The following is a 17,177-nucleotide window of genomic DNA, read 5'->3' as shown; positions in this document are numbered from 1 at the left end:
ACCACCGGCACCAGAAAAGGACAAGCATGATCATTCTTGGGCTCATCGCGGGTGCCTTGACCACGGGCTGTTGGCTGCCCCAGCTCTTCAAGTCCTGGCGCACACGCTCGACCAAGGACTTCTCCTGGCTCTACCTCGCGGTCTTCGGCACCGGCATCCTTCTCTGGATGATCTACGGCGCCATCAAGGGAGACCTGGCCATCACGGTGACCAACAGTCTGACCCTGACACTCACCCTCGCGGTGGTCGGGCTCAAGTTCTGGCTCGACGTTCTGAAGCCCCGTGTCCGAGCGCGTGCCGAACCACCGGCAGGCGGACCCTCGCAGCGGAGTGTGCTCCCGGTCGACGCGCGAGCCGTCGCGGACGGGACGGGCGACCCGGCGCGAGCAGAGATGTGACCTGAGGGGTCAGGCCGGCGGACCGCTCGTCGTACGTCGCCGCACTCGGTAGAAAGGACGCAACGTCATGTTGGTGAACCCCCTGCCCGCGTACGCCGAGCACGCCCGACCTGTGCCGGACGGAAGACACCCGGTGGTCGCGCTGGACATCGGCGGCACCAAGATCGCCGGAGCGCTGGTCGCCCCCGACGGACAGGTGCTGCACAAGGCACGGCGTCCGACACCGGCCAAGGAGGACGAGACGGTTCTCCTGGCCGCACTCGCCGACGTGATACACGATCTCCGGAGCACATCCGTCTGGGAGGAAGTCCGTGCGGTGGGCGTCGGGAGCACGGGGCCCGTGAACACGGCAGCCGGGACCGTCAGCCCGGTGAACATCCCCGGCTGGAGGTCCTTCCCGATCACCGAGGAAGTCAGCCGCCTCACCGGAGGGCTTCCCGTGCGCCTGGTGGGCGACGCGGTGGCGATGGCCATGGGAGAGCACTGGCGTGGTGCCGCACGCGGTGCCGGCAACGCCCTGTGCATGGTCGTGTCCACCGGTGTGGGCGGGGGACTGCTCATCAACGGCCGGATCCATCCGGGACCGACCGGAAATGCCGGCCACATCGGCCACATCAGCGTCGAGACCAGCCAGGAGCGCTGCGCCTGCGGGGCTCGAGGCTGCGTCGAGCAGGCCGCCAGCGGACCGTCCATCACGCGTACCGCCCTCTGCCTGGGCTGGAGGCCACCGCAGGGCGAGGACGCCACTGCCCGAGCGGTGGCGGAATCGGCCGGACGAGGCGACAGGGCAGCCATCGCCGCCTTCGACAGAGGCGCCCGCGCACTGGCCGCGGGAGTAGCGGCAACCGCCCATCTGCTGGAGGTCGATCTCGCCGTCATCGGAGGGGGTGTCGCGGAGGCAGGGCCGGTGCTGTTCGCGCCGTTGCGTTCCTACTTACGGGAGTACGCCACTCTGCCGTTTGCCACCGCCTGCCGGGTCAAGCCGGCAGCCCTGGGCGGAGATGCCGGCCTCGTCGGTGCGGCGGCTGCGGCACTTGCCGTCCATCCGGAGGACGACGTGAAACGGCCGACGGCCCATCCGAGTGGGCTGGTCACGGTCGACTTCCCGCCGGGGGCGGCGCGGACGGGCTCGGGGTGACCTTGGGCCCTACGCCCGATACGCCCCCGCGGCCTTGTGGGAACGCCCGGTTCGCGCGGCCTTCCTCAGTCCCGGTGCTCACGCGCTCTCCGCCGCGCGGTGGAGGAGACCGGTCCCGCGGAACGAGGTGGTGGGGGTGTCACCGGTGCCAGCATGGCCGCATGTTCATGATGAGCGCACTGCCGGACGTGCCGCGCCGGATCGTCCTCGCGGCCCACGCCGTACCGCTGGTGACACTGCCGTCGGCCCTCTGGCGGCTCGCCCTGGCCGCCGGTGTCCCGGTGTCCGAAGTGTCCGTCGACTCCGCCCCGCAGGCGCTGTACATCGTGTGTCTCGCGGTGTTCTCCGAGGTGCTGGCGCTGCTGACGCTGGGCCTGGTCCGGCCCTGGGGCGAGGTCGTTCCGCGCTGGGTCCCGCTGCTGGGGGGCCGGGCGGTCCGCCCGCTCGCGGCGGCCGTCCCGGCCGTGCTGGGCGGGGTGGTGCTGGCCGTGCTGCTCTCCTGGGCGTTCTACCGGCACACCACGGCCGTCGGGCTGGAGGGCACCGGCACCACGGCGCAGTACGCGCTCCTGCTGGTCTGCTACATCCCGCTGCTGGCCTGGCCGCCGCTGCTGATCACGGTGACCGTCGCGTACCACCGGCGCCGCACGGCCGCCACCGCCCGCTTCGGTGGTTCCGCCGCATCCGGCGGGGCTCGCGGCGAACGGGACGGGAACCCCGAGGCAGAACCGGCCGTGCGCCGCCGCCACGCGGTGTCCGGGTAATCCAGAAGCACCATGACGACGAGCACGTCGTGGCTGTCCGCCGCTGGAGGAAATGAGGTGACCTCGGCCGGACGGCCCGGCTAGGGTCGGGCAATGCCCGAGCTGCAGCGGCTGCATCCTGGTCATGCTCCGGCGGTCCTGGCCTTCGAGCTGGCCAACCGCGCCTACTTCGCTGCCGCGGTCCCCGACCGCGGTGACGACTTCTTCGACCGGTTCACCGAGCGGTACGACGCTCTGCTCGCCGAGCAGGAGGCCGGCATCTGCGCCTTCCACGTGCTCGTCGCCGAGGAAGGCCAGGTACTCGGCAGGTTCAACCTGATCGACATCGAGGACCACACCGCGGAACTCGGCTACCGGGTGGCGCAGCACGTCGCCGGCCGAGGCGTGGCGACCGCAACCGTCCGGGAGCTGTGCCGACGGGCGGCGGCCCAGTACCGGTTGCGCACACTGCGGGCGGCCACCGTCCGCCGGAATCTCGCCTCCCAAAAGGTGCTGACCAAAGCCGGGTTCGTCCGCGTCGGCCCCGCCGACCCGGCCCACCTCGGCGGTGAGCCGGGCACCTGGTATCAGCGCGACCTGGTGCACACGGCCTTGCCGGGGGACCGGCTGCCGGAAGGCCGCGGCCACCGCTGATCAACGGTGGTGTGTGAAGACCGACACCGGCTGATGAGCGCCTCGTCGGGTTCCGATCGGGGATCGGCCGTGTCCGTCCGACCGGAACGTAAGGGTTTCGTCATCTGCCGAACGGCCCAGCGCAGCCCGGCTTTCGCATTGAATGGGTGCAGGTCGACGACTGTTCGGAGGGACGCGATGGGAAGTTTGCGAAACGTGTTGGCCAGACCGTGGGTGATCGGTGCGCTGGGCGTGGTCGTGGCCGTGGGCGGTTTCGGGGCCTACTGGTTCCAGCCGTGGAAGCTGTGGCAGGAGGAGACCGTCAACGAGGCGCCGCCCGAGGCCGTTGCCCCACCGCGGCCGTCGGCCGCGGAGCCGACCGGTGGCATCCCTTCCACTTCGGCCCCGTCCGGGCCGGTGACCCTGGCCGGCGGCGGGCTGGTCAGCCACGAGCACGCGACCTCGGGGACAGTGAAACTCCTACGGCTCACCGACGGCTCCCACGTCGTGCGTGTCGAGAACCTCGACACGAGCAACGGCCCCGACCTGCACGTGTGGTTGACCGACGCGCCGGTGAAGCGGGGAACGGCCGGCTGGCACGTGTTCGACGACGGAGAGTACGTCAGTCTCGGCAAGCTCAAGGGGAACAAGGGCAGTCAGAACTACAGGGTCCCGGCCGACGTCGACCCGTCCCGCTACACGAGTGTGACCATCTGGTGCGACCGGTTCGACGTCTCCTTCGGCGCCGCTGAACTCGTCCGCGCCTGACGGTGAGAGCGCCACTCCGAGCAGTGGCAGCCGTCCAACAGCCGGGTTCCGCAAGACAGTCGGCGTGCACGTGGGACTCGACTCGAGCAGGGAGCGACCTCACTCCCGCCATCCAACTGCCGTACCTGGCGTCGTGGTCGGGCGGGGTGGGTGTGGGGCACGTTCGGGGCGAAGCCGTCGCTGTAGCGAACCCCGGCGTCCGGCAGCCGCTGCGCCAGGGCCTCTTGCGGCCTTGCTGTGCGGGTCCGCGGAGAACTTGGTGGCGGGAGTGATCACGTCCTGCGTGGGTGCGGCCTGCGCCTGCGGCGCGGTGAGCGCGGCGCAGGCGGTGAGGCTTCGGCCGCGGCCGGCCGACGCCCGCTCCACGGCCTCCGCGACGACGGTGTGCCGAGCGGCGCCCGGACTACGTGGATTCACGGACGCCTGCAGGTCGGTGAGACGGTCGGGGGAGTGCCCGCCGCCCCGGCGGACTGCCGGTCGCCTGTGCGGGCGGCGGGAGTCCCGGATCAGTAGCCGTAGATCATCTTGTAGGCGACCTCGGGCAGGAACTGGCCGGCCGTGGAGCCGGTTCCGACACCGCAGTTGCCGTCGGACTCGCCCGGCGTCTTGATCCACAGGAGCATCTCGGCGCCTCCGCCCGTCCGGGTGGGCGTGCCGATGCGGCGGCCGGAGGGGTTGCACCACTGGCCGTCGGAGCCGTTGCCGTTGCGGCTGGTGTCCACGACGAACGGCTTGGTGTAGCCGTAGCGGGCGGCCAGTTCGTTGTTGACGGCGTTGCCGTAGGCGGTGTTCTCGGCGGTGGTGATGTAGTTGGAGACGTTGAGCGAGAAGCCGTGGGCCTGTCGGAGGCCGGCTTCGTGGAGGCGCCGGGCCATGGTCGCCGCGTCGGCCCAGCGCGGGTTGCCGGCGTCCATGTAGACCCAGGTGTTGGGGGCTTGGCGGTTGAACTCGGCGAGGGCGCCGGTGAGCATGGCCTCGCGTTCGTCGATCTGGGCCTGGGTCATGCAGCCGTAGTCTCCGAGGGAGTCCGGTTCGAGGATGACGACGGCCGGGCGAGCCGCGATGCCTCCGGCGAACTGAGCTATCCAGTCGGCGTAGGCGGACGGCGAGGCGGCTCCGCCGGCGGAGTGCCCGCCGCAGTAGTCGCGGTGGTAGATGTTGTAGGCGACGAGGATGGGCAGCTTGTCCCGGGCGTCCGCCGCTCCGGCGTAGGCACCTGTCGCGGTGCCGATGGTGCCGCTCCAGGAGCCGAACCAGCGGGCCATCGGCGTGTTGGCGATGGAGGCGTTGATCGCGGCGGCCCGGCCGTCGCCGGGATTGGCGGCCGCCCACCGCCTCGCGCTCGAGTCGGGGTCCACGTAGAACCCGTTGGTCATGGTGGTGGGGTCGGCCGCGTGGGCGGGGGGTGCGGCGGCGAACGCCAGCGGCAGAGCACAGAGCGCTGCCATCAGGGTGCGGAGTCTGCGGCTCAAGACAGTACCTCGGTTTCAGAAGGAGGTGCGCTTTGGGAGCGCTCCCACTGGAAGCGGTCCCAATCGTCTGGGTGGGTGATTGGGGTGTCAATAGCCAGCGCGTCGTTCACTTTCACAGCATGGTGCAGGTCCTGCGGGCCAGTGCACTGGAAGCGGTCCCATGTCCTGCGTCGTGAGCGCTCCCCGCCTGTGAAAGACTCACGAGCCATGGCAGAAGCAGCGCCGCGTCGGCATCCGACGCTCGATGAGGTGGCCGAACGCGCCGGTGTTTCACGCTCCGTGGCCTCCCGCGCCCTCAACAACGCACCGCACGTCAGCCGCGCCAAGCGCGAGGCCGTCGAACGGGCCGTGCGGCAACTCGGTTACGTACCCAATCCGACCGCCCGCGCGCTGGCCACCCGTCAGACGGGAGCGGCGGCCCTGGTCGTCTCGGGAGAGGATCCGTCGATCTTCGCCGATCCGTTCTTCGCCCGGGTGATCGTGGGGGCGTCGGCCGCCCTGGACGAGGCGGACCTGCATCTGATGCTGTGTCTGGCCGCTTCCGACCGGGGTCGCAAACGGGTCGAGGAACTCCTGCGGTGCAGGGGCGCGGACGGTGTGATGCTGATGGCGCTGCGCGAGGACGATCCGCTGATCCGGATGGCCGACGAGGCGCAGCTGCCCGTAGTGTTCGGCGGGCGCCCGGTCGGTCCGGCTCCCCGGTGGTACGTGGACGTGGACAACGTCGGCGGAGCGCGCGAGGCGACCGAGCATCTGGTCTCACTCGGCCGGAGGCGCGTGGCCGTGATCTGCGGGCGTCTGGACACCGAGGCCGGGCGCGCCCGGTACCGCGGCTACCGGGACGCCGTGCTGGGCGCCGGTCTCGATCCGTTCCCGCCGCTGCAGGGGGACTTCACCGAGCGCAGCGGAGCCGCCGCCATGGCCGCGCTGCTGGCGGAACACCCGGACGTGGACGCAGTGTTCGCCGCCAACGACAACATGGCGGCGGGAGCGCTGCGCACCGTGCGGGAGGCCGGTCGGCGGGTGCCCGCCGACGTCGCCGTGGTCGGCTTCGACGACCTGACGGTCGCCCAGGTCGCCGATCCGCCGCTCACCACCGTCCATCAGCCCATCGAGGCTCTCGGACGGGAGATGGCGCGCATGCTCGTCGCGCTCGTCAACGGGCAGGACCCCACCCCGCTGGTCCTCCCCACCCGCCTGACCGTGCGGGCCAGCGCCTGACTCCTCACTGTGCGGGAGGGGCGGGCCCGTACGAACGGGTTGCTCCCGGAGCGGGCGTCCAGGGAGCCGGCCAGGGTGTTCGAGGTCCAGCAGCGGAAGCAGCACCTGCCGTGCGATCCGATGGCCTCTGTCCTCGTTGCAGCCCGCCCCTTCCTCTGCCGATGCCGGTCGCGGTACCGGGTTCATCAGGACGGTCGCGGGACGGCACGCTCAGGACGGATGCCCGGCGAGGACCGAGCTGTTTCAGCGGGCTCATGGTTCTCCTGGTCGGGGCGGGGGCCGGGCGGTGCGGTCGATGGATCGGTTCAGGGTGTGGACACCTCGAACCGCGTGACGCGGACCGCTCCGCCGAGGGCCTGAGTGGCGTGGTTGAAGAGGGCGAACCGGTATCCCATGAAGAACCGCCAGTCGTTGCCCATGGAGAAGGCGGGTCCGAGACGGGTGAACGTGATGCCGTCGGTGCTGTAGGAGAAGGTTCCGGGGCGCGGTGCGCCAGGGCGGATGTCCGGGTTCGCGCGCAGCCAGATGCGGCTGCCGGAGACGGGCGCGCTCGCGATCTCGGTGCCGGTGCCGGTGGTGTTCCAGTTGCTGTCCATGATCAGCCCGGTGACCATCACCACCCGTGTCGCACCGCCGTCGCGCTTGAGGCCGATCCAGGCGGAGGAGTCACGCAGCAGCGCGAGCCCGGCCCGGTCGCCGTCCCGCATCGCGGAGTGGTCGAGCTGGACCGTGGCGGTGGAGGTGGGGCCCTGGATGCGGTGCGTGAGGGTGTTGCGGGCCCAGTAGAGGTCGTGGGTGACGGTCGCGGTCCGCAGCGTCAGGCCGTCGCCGACCGACCACTTGGTGTTGTCGGGGTTGTGGTTCCACTCCCATCTCGGTTTCAAGGTCGTACCGTCGAAGGTGTCGACGCCGGTCATCGGGGTGACCTGGCGGGGCGGAGTGGGCACGGCCGGACTGGGATACGTGGTGCCCCACGCGCCGTTGACGAGCTGTACGACGGGCCAGCCGTCCGCGGTCCAGGTGACCGGTGCCAGGGCGGGCATACGGCCGCCGGGGTAGGCGTCGACGAAGGCCATGTAGTACCAGGCGCCGCTCTGCGTCCGCACCAGCCCGCCCTGGTGGGGTACTCCGCCGCCGGGGATCGGTCCGCGCAGGTCGAGGAGGACCTGCCGCATCGTGTACGGGCCGAAGGGACCGCTCGAGGACCTGAGGATGTACTGGCCGTTCGCGGGGCGGGTCAGGAAGATGTAGTACTGCCCGTTGATCTTGTAGAACCGGGCGCCCTCCAAGGTGCCGACGCTGGACGGTGTCCTGAACACCTCCTGCGTACGGACCTGGTTGCGGCCGTCGGGCGAGAGCTGGGCCACGCTGATGGTGGTGTTGCCGTACGCCACGTAGAGGGTGTCGTCGGTGTCAACGAGCAGGCCGGCGTCGTAGTAGGGGGTGCTGATCGTCGTCAGCCTGTTCCACGGCCCCTCCACCGCGGTGGCGGTGTAGAGGTACGTCCGGGCGAAGTCGATCTGGCCGAGCCAGTAGAAGGTCCTGTTGCTGGGCCGGTAGGCCAGTGACGATGCCCAGATTCCTCTGACATAGCCGCGGGCGCCGTTCAGGTCGTACTTGGCGCCGAAGTCGAGGACGGGTACCGAATGGCCGGCGATCTCCCAGTTCACCAGGTCGTACGACCGCAGAACGGGCGCGCCCGGCGAGTAGTGCATCGTCGAGGCCGAGGCGTAGTAGGTGTCGCCGACGCGAATGATGTCGATGTCCGCGAAGTCCTGCCAGATCACCGGGTTCGTGTACTGCGCCGCGGTCGCGAGGGCGGGCCCAGGGGGGAGGAGGGCGCCGGCGGCCAGGCCGGTGGCGGCCGCGAGCGTGCGGCGACGAGTGAGGGGTTGATGCGACCATGACAGATCCATGGAGGTGTTCACCTCAAGTTCATCGGTCGGAGTGGCTCTGTCGCATTCGAAATATCGAACGTGGTGCGACTTGTCGAGCGTTCTGGATGATAGGAGGTTGGCGCACTCCGTCAACCCTTCTCGCACAAGTCGTGTGCCGCTTCGAAATGTTCGAGGCGGCTGGTGCGGAGTCGGTGCGCCTCGGCCTTGCTCTCCTACTGATCAGGCGACAAATCCCGTTCCTCCAGGAGGTGTTGACATGACCGGTCGCCTCTCTAGTATCCGTGGGGCATCTGAAGTTTCCGAACGCCAATCGAAATTTCGAACTTCTCCTCTCCTCTCTTTTCCTGCCGAAGGAGTCCCGGGTGCCCAGACGATCAGGCGGACGACTGTTCCGCCTCCTCGCGGCCGCCGTGCTGACGGTGACCGCGTCCGTGACGGCCTCAGCGCAGTCCACCGCCACGGCCGCGCCGGGCAGTCCGGCGCTCACCCCACCGCTGGGGTGGAACAGCTGGAACAGCTTCGGGTGCGGAATCACCGAGGCCCAGGTCCGCCAGGCCGCCGACGCGATGGTGTCCTCGGGCATGCGGGACGCCGGCTACCGGTACGTGGTGGTCGACGACTGCTGGTTCGACCCGCAGCGTGACGCGCAGGGCAACCTGCGGGCCAACCCGACGAAGTTCCCGAGCGGGATGAAGGCCCTCGGGGACTACATCCACAGCAAGGGCCTGAAGTTCGGCATCTACCAGGTGCCGGGCGAACGCACCTGCGCGCAGACCGTGGGCACTTACCCGGGCTCAACGGGCAGCAGGGGCCACGAGGTCCAGGACGCCGCCACGTTCGCCACATGGGGGGTCGACTACCTCAAGTACGACTGGTGTTCCTCGAGCGGCACGCGTGACGAGCAGGTCGCGCGGTTCAAGCTGATGCGTGATGCCCTGCGCGCCACCGGTCGGCCGATCGTCTACAGCATCAACCCCAACAGCTTCCACGCCATCACGGGGTCCACGTACAACTGGGGCGAGGTCGCCGACCTGTGGCGGACGACCGAGGACCTGCTCGACATCTGGCAGAACGGCAACACCAACAGCTACCCGATGGGCGTCGGCAACGTCCTGGACGTCAATGCGCCGCTGGCCGCACAGTCCGGCCCGGGGCACTGGAACGACCCCGACATGCTGGTCGTCGGCCGCCCCGGCCTGACGCTGACCGAGTCCCGCTCCCACTTCGCTCTGTGGGCGCTGATGAGTGCCCCGCTGATGGCCGGCAACGACATCCGCACGATGTCCGCCGACGTCAGCGCGATTCTGCGCAACCCGCGCCTGCTGGCGGTGAACCAGGACTCCCAGGGCGCGGGCGGACGCAGGGTGCGCGACGACGGCAACATCGAGGTGTTCGCCAAGCCCCTGGCGGACGGTTCGGTCGCGGTGGGGCTGTTCAACCGGGGCGGGAGCGCAGCGACGGTCACCACGACGGCCGCCCAGATCGGCCTGAGCGGAGGACCGTTCACCCTCACCGACCTGTGGACCGGCGGCACGTCGAGCACGTCCGGGCAGATCTCGGCGAGCGTCCCCGCGCACGGCGTCGCCGCGTACCGGGTGAGTGGCGGCAGCCCGCTGGCCGCCACCACCTCACGCCTGCGGGGCAACGCCTCCGGCCGCTGCGTGGACGTGGACAACGCCTCCACGGCCGCCGGCGCCGCGACTCTGCTGTGGGACTGCCACACGGCCGCCAACCAGTTGTGGACCACATGGGCGGGCGGCGAGCTCCGCGTCTACGGCGACAAGTGCCTGGACGCCTACGACCAGGGCACCACCAACGGCACCCGTGTCATCACCTGGCCCTGCAACGGCCAGAACAACCAGAAGTGGACCGTCGGCTCCGACGGCTCGATCCGCAACGTCCACTCCGGACTGTGCCTCGACGCCAACGGGGCCGGCACCGCCAACGGGACCCCGCTGGTGCTGTGGACCTGCAACGGCCAGACCAACCAGAAGTGGACCCGCGCCTGAGCGACACGGCACCGGGTCATGGCCGGAGCGACAACACCCCGGCCACGGCCTCCCGCACGGCTGCCGCGTCCGCCGGCACGGCCGCCCTCGGCTCCGGCGGGACCCCGGGCGTCGGTACATCGGCTTCCAGGCCGGCCACCCACACCGGCACCCCCTCCCGCCGGTACCTGCACCCTGCACGGCACCGCCTGCGGCTGAGCGCCGTGTCCGCCCGGGAGATCTCCGGGCGGGCACGGTCCCGGCTCAGGACGTCGTGCCCGTCACCGTGGTTCCCGACGCGGTGAGGCAGTGCGTCGTCGAGCAGCCCGCGACCGTCGGCGTAGCGCTCCAACCGCACTCCTGATGCAAGGTGCCGGGACCTGAGGGGTCACTTCTGCTGCCGGCGACGGTGGAGGCGGGATCAGGAGTAGTTGTCCACGTCACGTCGATTCGGCATCAGATGCCGTTGCACGACGCGACGTTGCCGTACCCGTCAGCGAAGGGTGCCCTGCGTACGTACAGCAAGGGTCTCGCGAACGAACTGGCCCCACGAGGCGTGCGAGTAAACGCCGTCAGCCCCGGGGGATTCAGACCGGAGCGTATGCGGGCTTCATCGACCAGCTCGACCTGGAGCCGACCACGGTCTACAACTATCGGGTGACGCTGGATCGTGTACGCGGGAAGCTCGGGCAGGTCCGGCTGCAGGATCTCACGGAGGACCACGTGATGGCGTGGATGCGCTGGGCGCTCCAGGGAGGCCGTGTGCGGGGCGGGAAGGCGGGAACGGGTCTCGGGGTCACCTCGGTTGACATGAGCCTGGCCAGACTGAAAGACGCCCTGAACCGCGCTGTCACACGCGGTCTGGTGACCGTCAACGTAGCCAGCGAGGTGCACATTCCGCTGAAGGCCCGCAAAGCGGAGCGGAAGACCAAGGAGGTCGTCCAGCCATGGAACGCCTCGGAGGTGGGTGCCTTCGTCGTTCCGACGAAGAGTGACCGCCTGTTGGCACCGCTGCTGTTGTCCCTGATGGGACTCCGTCCGGCGGAGGTCTGCGGTCTGCGGTGGTCGGAGATCGACCTGGACGCGGCCACGCTCGGCATCGCCAACACGCGAACCATGATGGGCAACCGCACGGTGGTGGAGAAGGACACGAAGAGCATGGCAGGGGAGCGTGTGCTGCCGCTCCCGAGCCTCGTACGGGAGGCGCTGAAGACGTTCCGCGCCACGCAGGCAGTGGAACGCCTGGCGGCGGGCGAGGGGTACGAGGGCGGCGGGTATGTGCTCGTGGACGAACTCGGGGCGCGCTGAAACGGTCGGCAGCTCCGAACGCGGGCCTACGAAATGATGGACGCAAACGGCCTTCGCAGGGTCCGTCTGTACGATGCTCGGGCGTCTTGCCTCACGTACCCGGCCAACCACGGGGTGGCGGATCACCTGCTCGCCAGGTGGGCCGGGCACACCACCGTGAAGACGACGAAGAAGTGGTACGTGAAGCCGGACGTGGCGGACCTGCTTCCAGCGGCGGAGGCATGGGGCGGTCTCGCAGGGGGCGTGTGACTGACATGACAGATGAAGGTGTGGACCCGTGACCGAAGCCAAGATCGAAACGCTGCAATACCGCTTTGACGGGCCGGAACACCTCCCCGTTCTGATCCTGGGGCCGTCCCTCGGCACCACCTGGCACATGTGGGACCGGCAGGTCCCCGAGCTGACGAAGCAGTGGCGCGTGTTCCGGTTCGATCTGCCGGGACACGGAGGCGCCCCCGCCCACCCCGCGGGCTCCGTCGCCGACCTCACCACGCGTCTGCTCGCCACCCTCGACGGCCTGGGCGTGCAGCGCTTCGGTTACGCGGGTTGCGCGCTCGGCGGCGCCGTTGGCATCGAGCTGGCCCTGCGCCACCCCGAGCGGCTGGCGTCCCTCGCGCTGATCGCCGCCTCGCCCCGCTTCGGCACGGCGGACGAGTTCCGCCAGCGCGGCGTCATCGTGCGTACGAACGGGCTCGACCCGATCGCGCGGTCCGCGCCGGAGCGCTGGTTCACCGGCGGTTTCGCCGCCGCCCAGCCCGCGATCACCGAGTGGGCCGTGCAGATGGTGCGCACCACCGACCCGGGCTGCTACATCGCCGCCTGCGAGGCGCTCGCCTCGTTCGACGTGCGGGCCGAGCTCGCCAGCGTAGGCGTGCCGACCCTGGTGCTGGTCGGCTCCGAGGACCAGGTCACCGGACCGGCCGAGGCGCGCACCCTGGTCGCCGGGATCCCGGACGCCCGGCTCGCCGTCGTACCCGGCGCCTCCCACCTGGTGCCGGTGGAGCAGCCCGCCGCCGTCACCGACCTGCTGGTGCGGCACTTCTCCACCGCCTGGCAGCCCGGCTTCGACACCACCGGGCACACCGCGCTGCCCGCGGCGCTGGTGCGGCCCGCGCCGGCCGCCGCACCGCCGCAGCCGGTCGCCGTCGCCGAGATCGCCCCGCCCGTCGTGCCGCCGCAGCCGCAGGGCCGACCCGACCCGTACGACGCCGGGCTCAAGGTCCGCCGGGAGGTCCTGGGCGACGCGCACGTCGACCGGGTGCTGGCCGGTACGGACGACTTCGCCGGCGACTTCCAGGAGCTCCTCACCCGCTACGCCTGGGGCGAGGTCTGGGACCGGCCCGGACTGGACCGGCGCACCCGCAGCTGCGTCACCCTCACCGCTCTCGTCGCCGGTGGTCATCTGGACGAGCTCGCCGTGCACACCCGGGCCGCCCTGCGTAACGGTCTCAACCCCGACGAGATCAAGGAGGTGCTGCTCCAGGCCGCCGTCTACTGCGGAGTCCCCGCGGCGAACCGCGCCTTCAAGGTGGCCCAGCAGGTCGTGCTGGAGGAGACCACGCCCCAGGAGTGAGCCCCGGGCCGTTCCGCGCCGGGGCGGGCACGGGAGGCAGGATGGACTCATGAAGCTCACGAAGAAGTCGCACTCCTGTGTCCGCCTGGAGAAGGACGGACGGGTCCTCGTCCTCGACCCCGGAGCGTTCAGCGAGGAGGACGCGGCACTCGGCGCGGACGCCGTCCTGGTCACGCACGAGCACCCCGACCACTTCGACGAGGGCCGGCTGCGGGCCGCTCTGGAGGCCGACCCGGCCGTCGAGATCTGGACGCTGAAGTCGGTCGCGGAGCAGATCTCGGCGGCGTTCCCGGGCCGGGTGCACACCGTCGGCCACGGCGACACCTTCACCGCCGCGGGCTTCGACGTGCAGGTGCACGGCGAGCTGCACGCGGTGATCCACCCGGACATCCCGCGCGTCACCAACGTCGGCTACCTCGTCGACGGCGGGAAGCTCTTCCACCCCGGTGACGCGCTCACCGTCCCCGACCACCCGGTCGAGACGCTGATGCTGCCCGTCATGGCCCCCTGGAACAAGATCTCCGAGGTCATCGACTACGTCCGCGAGGTGCGGCCGCGGCGCGCCTACGACATCCACGACGCGCTGCTCACCGACCTCGCCCGCCCGGTCTACGACCGGCAGATCGGCGCCCTCGGCGGCGCGGAACACCTGCGGCTCGCGCCGGGCGGTTCCGCGGAGCTGTGAGCGGCAGGCCGGCGGTCGAGCGTTGTCACAGGTGCCGGGTAGGTTGTGGGACATGCGCATCGCGACCTGGAACGTGAACTCGATCACCGCCCGCCTGCCGAGGCTCCTGGCCTGGCTGGAGAGCAGCGGCACGGACGTGCTCTGCCTTCAGGAGGCCAAGGTCGCCGAGGACCAGTTCCCGGCGGAGCAGCTGCGCGAGCTGGGCTACGAGTCCGCGGTGCACGCCACCGGCCGGTGGAACGGGGTGGCGGTGCTCTCCCGCGTCGGCCTGGAGGACGTTGTCAAGGGCCTGCCCGGCGATCCCGGCTACGACGGCTCGGTGGAGCCCCGCGCGATCTCCGCGACCTGCGGCCCGGTCCGTGTCTGGTCGGTGTACGTGCCGAACGGCCGCGAGGTGGACCACCCGCACTACGCGTACAAGCTCCAGTGGTTCGAGGCGCTGCGCGCCGCCGTGGCCGGTGACGCGGCGGGCAGCCGCCCGTTCGCGGTCCTCGGCGACTACAACGTGGCGCCGACCGACGACGACGTCCACGACCCGGCCGCCTTCGAGGGCTCCACCCACGTCACCCCCGCCGAGCGGGCGGCGCTCGCCTCCCTGCGCGGGGCCGGCCTGACCGATGTCGTGCCGCGCCCGCTGAAGTACGAGCACCCGTTCACCTACTGGGACTACCGCCAGCTCTGCTTCCCCAAGAACCGCGGCATGCGCATCGACCTGGTCTACGGCAACGAGCCCTTCGCGAAGGCGGTCACCGACTCCTACGTCGACCGTGAGGAGCGCAAGGGCAAGGGCGCCTCGGACCACGCGCCGGTCGTGGTCGACCTGGACGTGTAGTCGCCGCCCGGCCTGCCCGCGTCCGGCCCCGCGCGCCTGTGGTGCGCAGGACCGGTACGAATGACAGGCTGGAGGTATGAACATCCCTTTCCTGGGCAACCGGCGCGGGAAGGCCGGGGTTCCCGACCCGGAGGGCATCGCGGAACTCCTGGCCGAGTGCGAGCTGTTGCGCTCCCAGGCGTACCGCGAGGGTGTCCGACTGGACGACTCCCCGGCCTCGTTGGAGGCGCTGGACCAACTGGTGCCGGGCTGGCGGGACGACGAGGAGACGTCGGCCTGGCTGGGCAACGACGCGGGGCTGTACCTCGGCACCGTCATCGTGCGCACCGTGCCGGGGGCCGCCTGGGAGATCCGTGCCGACGGGCAGCCGGTGGTACGGCTCGCCTCCGGGCGGGAGTTCGACGTCGTGGACGCGGGACATCAGTGGGCGGCCAACGGCGTGCCCGAGCTGTCGCAGCTGTACGCGGAGGTCGCGGAGGCGTGAGGCCAGGGCCCACGCACCGACGTAAATACGGCTAATGCCCGAAAAGTGCGTGTCGCATCCTTCTGGTGATCTTGCCTGGATACCTTGCGGCAACCACCACACGGCGGAGAGTTGAGTAGGGGTGGGTATGGCCGTCGAACCGCTGATCGAGTTGCGCAACGTCAACAAGTACTTCGGGGACCTGCATGTCCTTCGGGACATCGACCTCACCGTGGGCAGGGGAGAGGTGGTCGTCGTCATCGGCCCCTCGGGATCGGGGAAATCGACCCTGTGCCGGGCCGTCAACCGGCTGGAGCCCGTCCAGTCCGGGACGATCGTGCTCGACGGGCAACCGCTGCCGGACGAGGGCAAGGCACTGGCCCGCCTGCGCGCCGATGTCGGCATGGTCTTCCAGTCGTTCAACCTCTTCGCGCACAAGACCGTGCTGCAGAACGTCTCACTGGGCCAGGTCAAGGTCCGCGGGCGACGGAAGGAGGACGCCGACCGGCGCTCCCGCGCACTCCTCGACCGCGTCGGCGTCGCCGACCAGGCGGACAAGTACCCGGCGCAGCTCTCCGGCGGCCAGCAGCAGCGCGTCGCGATCGCACGGGCGCTGGCGATGGACCCCAAGGCGATGCTGTTCGACGAACCGACCTCCGCACTCGACCCGGAGATGATCAACGAGGTCCTGGAGGTCATGCGGCAACTGGCCGCCGAGGGCATGACGATGGTCGTGGTCACGCACGAGATGGGCTTCGCCCGCTCGGCCGCCCACCGTGTGGTCTTCATGGCCGACGGCCGCATCGTCGAGGACCGCGCCCCCGACGAGTTCTTCGGCAACCCGAGCAGCGACCGGGCCAGGGACTTCCTGTCGAAGATCCTCAAGCACTGAGCGGGGTGACGCCCCCCGTCCCGTCCCACCGGACCTCGACTAGGATGTTTCCTTCCTCCCGGAGGGGACTTCGCGTCAGGAGCGGGGACGCCACCGCCGGGAGGGGCCCGCCCGTGAGGGTGGCGGTTCACATCGGCCAGTCCCGTCCGGCGGCAGCCGGAGATCACTGCTCGCGCAGCGGAAGGGACCCGTACCACGGGTCGTCCGCCGTGAGGAGAAGGTCAGCTGCGCGCCGGACGGGTTGCGCCTGATGCGGGCGGACGTCAGCTCGCCCGGTGGGTGGCGCGCGACGCCGGAGCCGGCAGCGGGGTCTGCGCGGCCCTGGTGACGTCCGCGACCAGTTCCACCACATCGGGGCCGTACGCCTGCGAGTTGACGACCTTCAGCAGCAGCACGAAGGAGTGGGAGCCGTACTTGCGGGCCAGCCGCTCGTGATGGCGGGCCAGATAGCGGGTGGCGGCCTGGTTGGTGATCGCGCGCTGACCGCAGAACAGGAACACCGGCCGCGTGTCGCGCCGTTCACCGACGGTCAGCCGGGCCAGCAGCACGTACTCGGTGACGCCCGGGTCCATGCGGTAGGGCTCGCCGCCGATCTGGAAGGCGCCACGGTCCGGGCCCGGCTCCGGATCGATGTTGACCCGCACCCCCGGCAGCATCGCCGACATGTGGGCCACCATCCGCCGGTTCGACCCGGGACCGCCGACACAGAACTCCGTCCGCTCACCGAACCCCTGGTGCGCCGTGTCCTGGGTCACCACCTGGACGTGCGCCCCGCAATCCTTGATGAGCGCGGACAACTCCAGCAGCGCGAACACGTCGAAGCGGTGCACCGCCGGTTCCGCCGTCGCCGGATCGCGGTTGACGACGAGCAGCGACTCGGAGTTGTCCGGCAGCCCGAAGAACGCCTGCTTGCGCCGGAGCTTGCGCTTCCACAGGTAGGTACGGGCGAGCCAGCCCAGTGCGGCACTGATGCCCGCGGCCACCACGCCCAGAACGATGTTGCGCACGTCGTCATTCATGGGCGCGCATGCTAGCGGGCCCACGCAAACCCGTGTTCGACGCGCAGGTCGCGGCCGACCCGGTGACGGCGGCGGCGCGCCCCGGCGGCCTCGCTGACGGGAGCATGGCCACGAACTAAGCTGCGCGGACGTCCCTTTACTGGAGG

The 17,177-nt window shown here is 70.4% G+C and carries 16 protein-coding genes and 1 pseudogene; 14 read left to right on the top strand and 3 right to left on the bottom strand.

The genetic code is table 11. The annotated features are described in order from the left end of the window. The first annotated feature begins 26 nt into the window (after positions 1-26). The 5 genes from FGW31_RS05260 to FGW31_RS05240 all read left to right on the top strand — a co-directional run bounded on the left by FGW31_RS05260 (position 27) and on the right by FGW31_RS05240 (position 3,680). Positions 27-398 carry a SemiSWEET family sugar transporter gene (locus FGW31_RS05260; RefSeq protein ID WP_142192154.1) on the top strand — a complete coding sequence of 124 codons (372 nt, stop codon included), beginning with the start codon at positions 27-29 and terminating at the stop codon, positions 396-398. Positions 399-465: 67 nt separating this feature from the next. Continuing rightward, positions 466-1,536, top strand: a complete 1,071-nt coding sequence (locus FGW31_RS05255; RefSeq protein WP_142192153.1) for an ROK family protein — start codon at positions 466-468, stop codon at positions 1,534-1,536. 161 nt (positions 1,537-1,697) lie between these two features. Continuing rightward, the gene (locus FGW31_RS05250; protein WP_182674471.1) at positions 1,698-2,300 is read left to right on the top strand and encodes a hypothetical protein; all 603 of its coding nucleotides are present in this window, start codon (positions 1,698-1,700) and stop codon (positions 2,298-2,300) included. A 93-nt stretch (positions 2,301-2,393) separates the two neighbouring features. Further along, the gene (locus FGW31_RS05245; RefSeq protein ID WP_142192152.1) at positions 2,394-2,933 is read left to right on the top strand and encodes a GNAT family N-acetyltransferase; all 540 of its coding nucleotides are present in this window, start codon (positions 2,394-2,396) and stop codon (positions 2,931-2,933) included. A gap of 177 nt (positions 2,934-3,110) precedes the next feature. Continuing rightward, positions 3,111-3,680 (top strand): DM13 domain-containing protein, encoded by a 570-nt coding sequence (locus FGW31_RS05240; RefSeq protein WP_142192151.1) that lies wholly within the window; start codon positions 3,111-3,113, stop codon positions 3,678-3,680. A 506-nt stretch (positions 3,681-4,186) separates the two neighbouring features. On the opposite strand, the gene FGW31_RS05230 is transcribed toward FGW31_RS05240, so the two are convergent. Continuing rightward, a complete protein-coding gene (locus FGW31_RS05230) occupies positions 4,187-5,152 on the bottom strand; it encodes a glycoside hydrolase family 6 protein (RefSeq protein ID WP_142192150.1) in 966 nt (321 codons plus the stop codon). A 207-nt stretch (positions 5,153-5,359) separates the two neighbouring features. Between FGW31_RS05230 and FGW31_RS05225 the strand changes: the two genes are divergently transcribed. Further along, entirely contained in the window at positions 5,360-6,373 is a 1,014-nt protein-coding gene (locus tag FGW31_RS05225; protein ID WP_182674469.1) for a LacI family DNA-binding transcriptional regulator, read from the top strand. 305 nt (positions 6,374-6,678) lie between these two features. On the opposite strand, the gene FGW31_RS05220 is transcribed toward FGW31_RS05225, so the two are convergent. Continuing rightward, positions 6,679-8,289, bottom strand: coding sequence for a glycoside hydrolase family 43 protein (locus FGW31_RS05220; protein ID WP_142192149.1), 1,611 nt, complete (start codon positions 8,287-8,289; stop codon positions 6,679-6,681). A 344-nt stretch (positions 8,290-8,633) separates the two neighbouring features. Here FGW31_RS05220 and FGW31_RS05215 point away from each other — a divergent pair, with 344 nt between their 5' ends. The 8 genes and pseudogenes from FGW31_RS05215 to FGW31_RS05180 all read left to right on the top strand — a co-directional run bounded on the left by FGW31_RS05215 (position 8,634) and on the right by FGW31_RS05180 (position 16,012). Continuing rightward, positions 8,634-10,280, top strand: coding sequence for a glycoside hydrolase family 27 protein (locus tag FGW31_RS05215; RefSeq protein WP_142192148.1), 1,647 nt, complete (start codon positions 8,634-8,636; stop codon positions 10,278-10,280). A 373-nt stretch (positions 10,281-10,653) separates the two neighbouring features. Continuing rightward, positions 10,654-10,851, top strand: a pseudogene (locus FGW31_RS35495) (SDR family NAD(P)-dependent oxidoreductase); the annotation flags it as partial. Positions 10,852-11,123: 272 nt separating this feature from the next. Further along, positions 11,124-11,567 carry a site-specific integrase gene (locus FGW31_RS35490; protein ID WP_233452396.1) on the top strand — a complete coding sequence of 148 codons (444 nt, stop codon included), beginning with the start codon at positions 11,124-11,126 and terminating at the stop codon, positions 11,565-11,567. A gap of 277 nt (positions 11,568-11,844) precedes the next feature. After that, positions 11,845-13,140, top strand: a complete 1,296-nt coding sequence (gene pcaDC, locus FGW31_RS05200; RefSeq protein ID WP_142192146.1) for a bifunctional 3-oxoadipate enol-lactonase/4-carboxymuconolactone decarboxylase PcaDC — start codon at positions 11,845-11,847, stop codon at positions 13,138-13,140. A 49-nt stretch (positions 13,141-13,189) separates the two neighbouring features. Continuing rightward, a complete protein-coding gene (locus FGW31_RS05195) occupies positions 13,190-13,825 on the top strand; it encodes an MBL fold metallo-hydrolase (RefSeq protein WP_142192145.1) in 636 nt (211 codons plus the stop codon). A 52-nt stretch (positions 13,826-13,877) separates the two neighbouring features. Beyond that, complete coding sequence (locus tag FGW31_RS05190) at positions 13,878-14,657, top strand: exodeoxyribonuclease III (protein WP_142192144.1); 780 nt, start codon at positions 13,878-13,880, stop codon at positions 14,655-14,657. 76 nt (positions 14,658-14,733) lie between these two features. Beyond that, a complete protein-coding gene (locus FGW31_RS05185) occupies positions 14,734-15,141 on the top strand; it encodes a DUF6278 family protein (RefSeq protein WP_142192143.1) in 408 nt (135 codons plus the stop codon). Between the two features lie 127 nt (positions 15,142-15,268). Further along, positions 15,269-16,012 (top strand): amino acid ABC transporter ATP-binding protein, encoded by a 744-nt coding sequence (locus tag FGW31_RS05180; protein WP_142192142.1) that lies wholly within the window; start codon positions 15,269-15,271, stop codon positions 16,010-16,012. Positions 16,013-16,275: 263 nt separating this feature from the next. Here the strand turns inward: FGW31_RS05180 and FGW31_RS05175 are convergent, their stop codons facing one another. Beyond that, entirely contained in the window at positions 16,276-17,031 is a 756-nt protein-coding gene (locus FGW31_RS05175; RefSeq protein WP_142192141.1) for a hypothetical protein, read from the bottom strand. Positions 17,032-17,177: the final 146 nt, after the last annotated feature.

Source organism: Streptomyces calvus (assembly GCF_006782915.1).
GTDB classification, from domain to species: Bacteria; Actinomycetota; Actinomycetes; order Streptomycetales; family Streptomycetaceae; genus Streptomyces; species Streptomyces calvus.
This window is presented reverse-complemented; position numbering and strand designations above follow the sequence as displayed.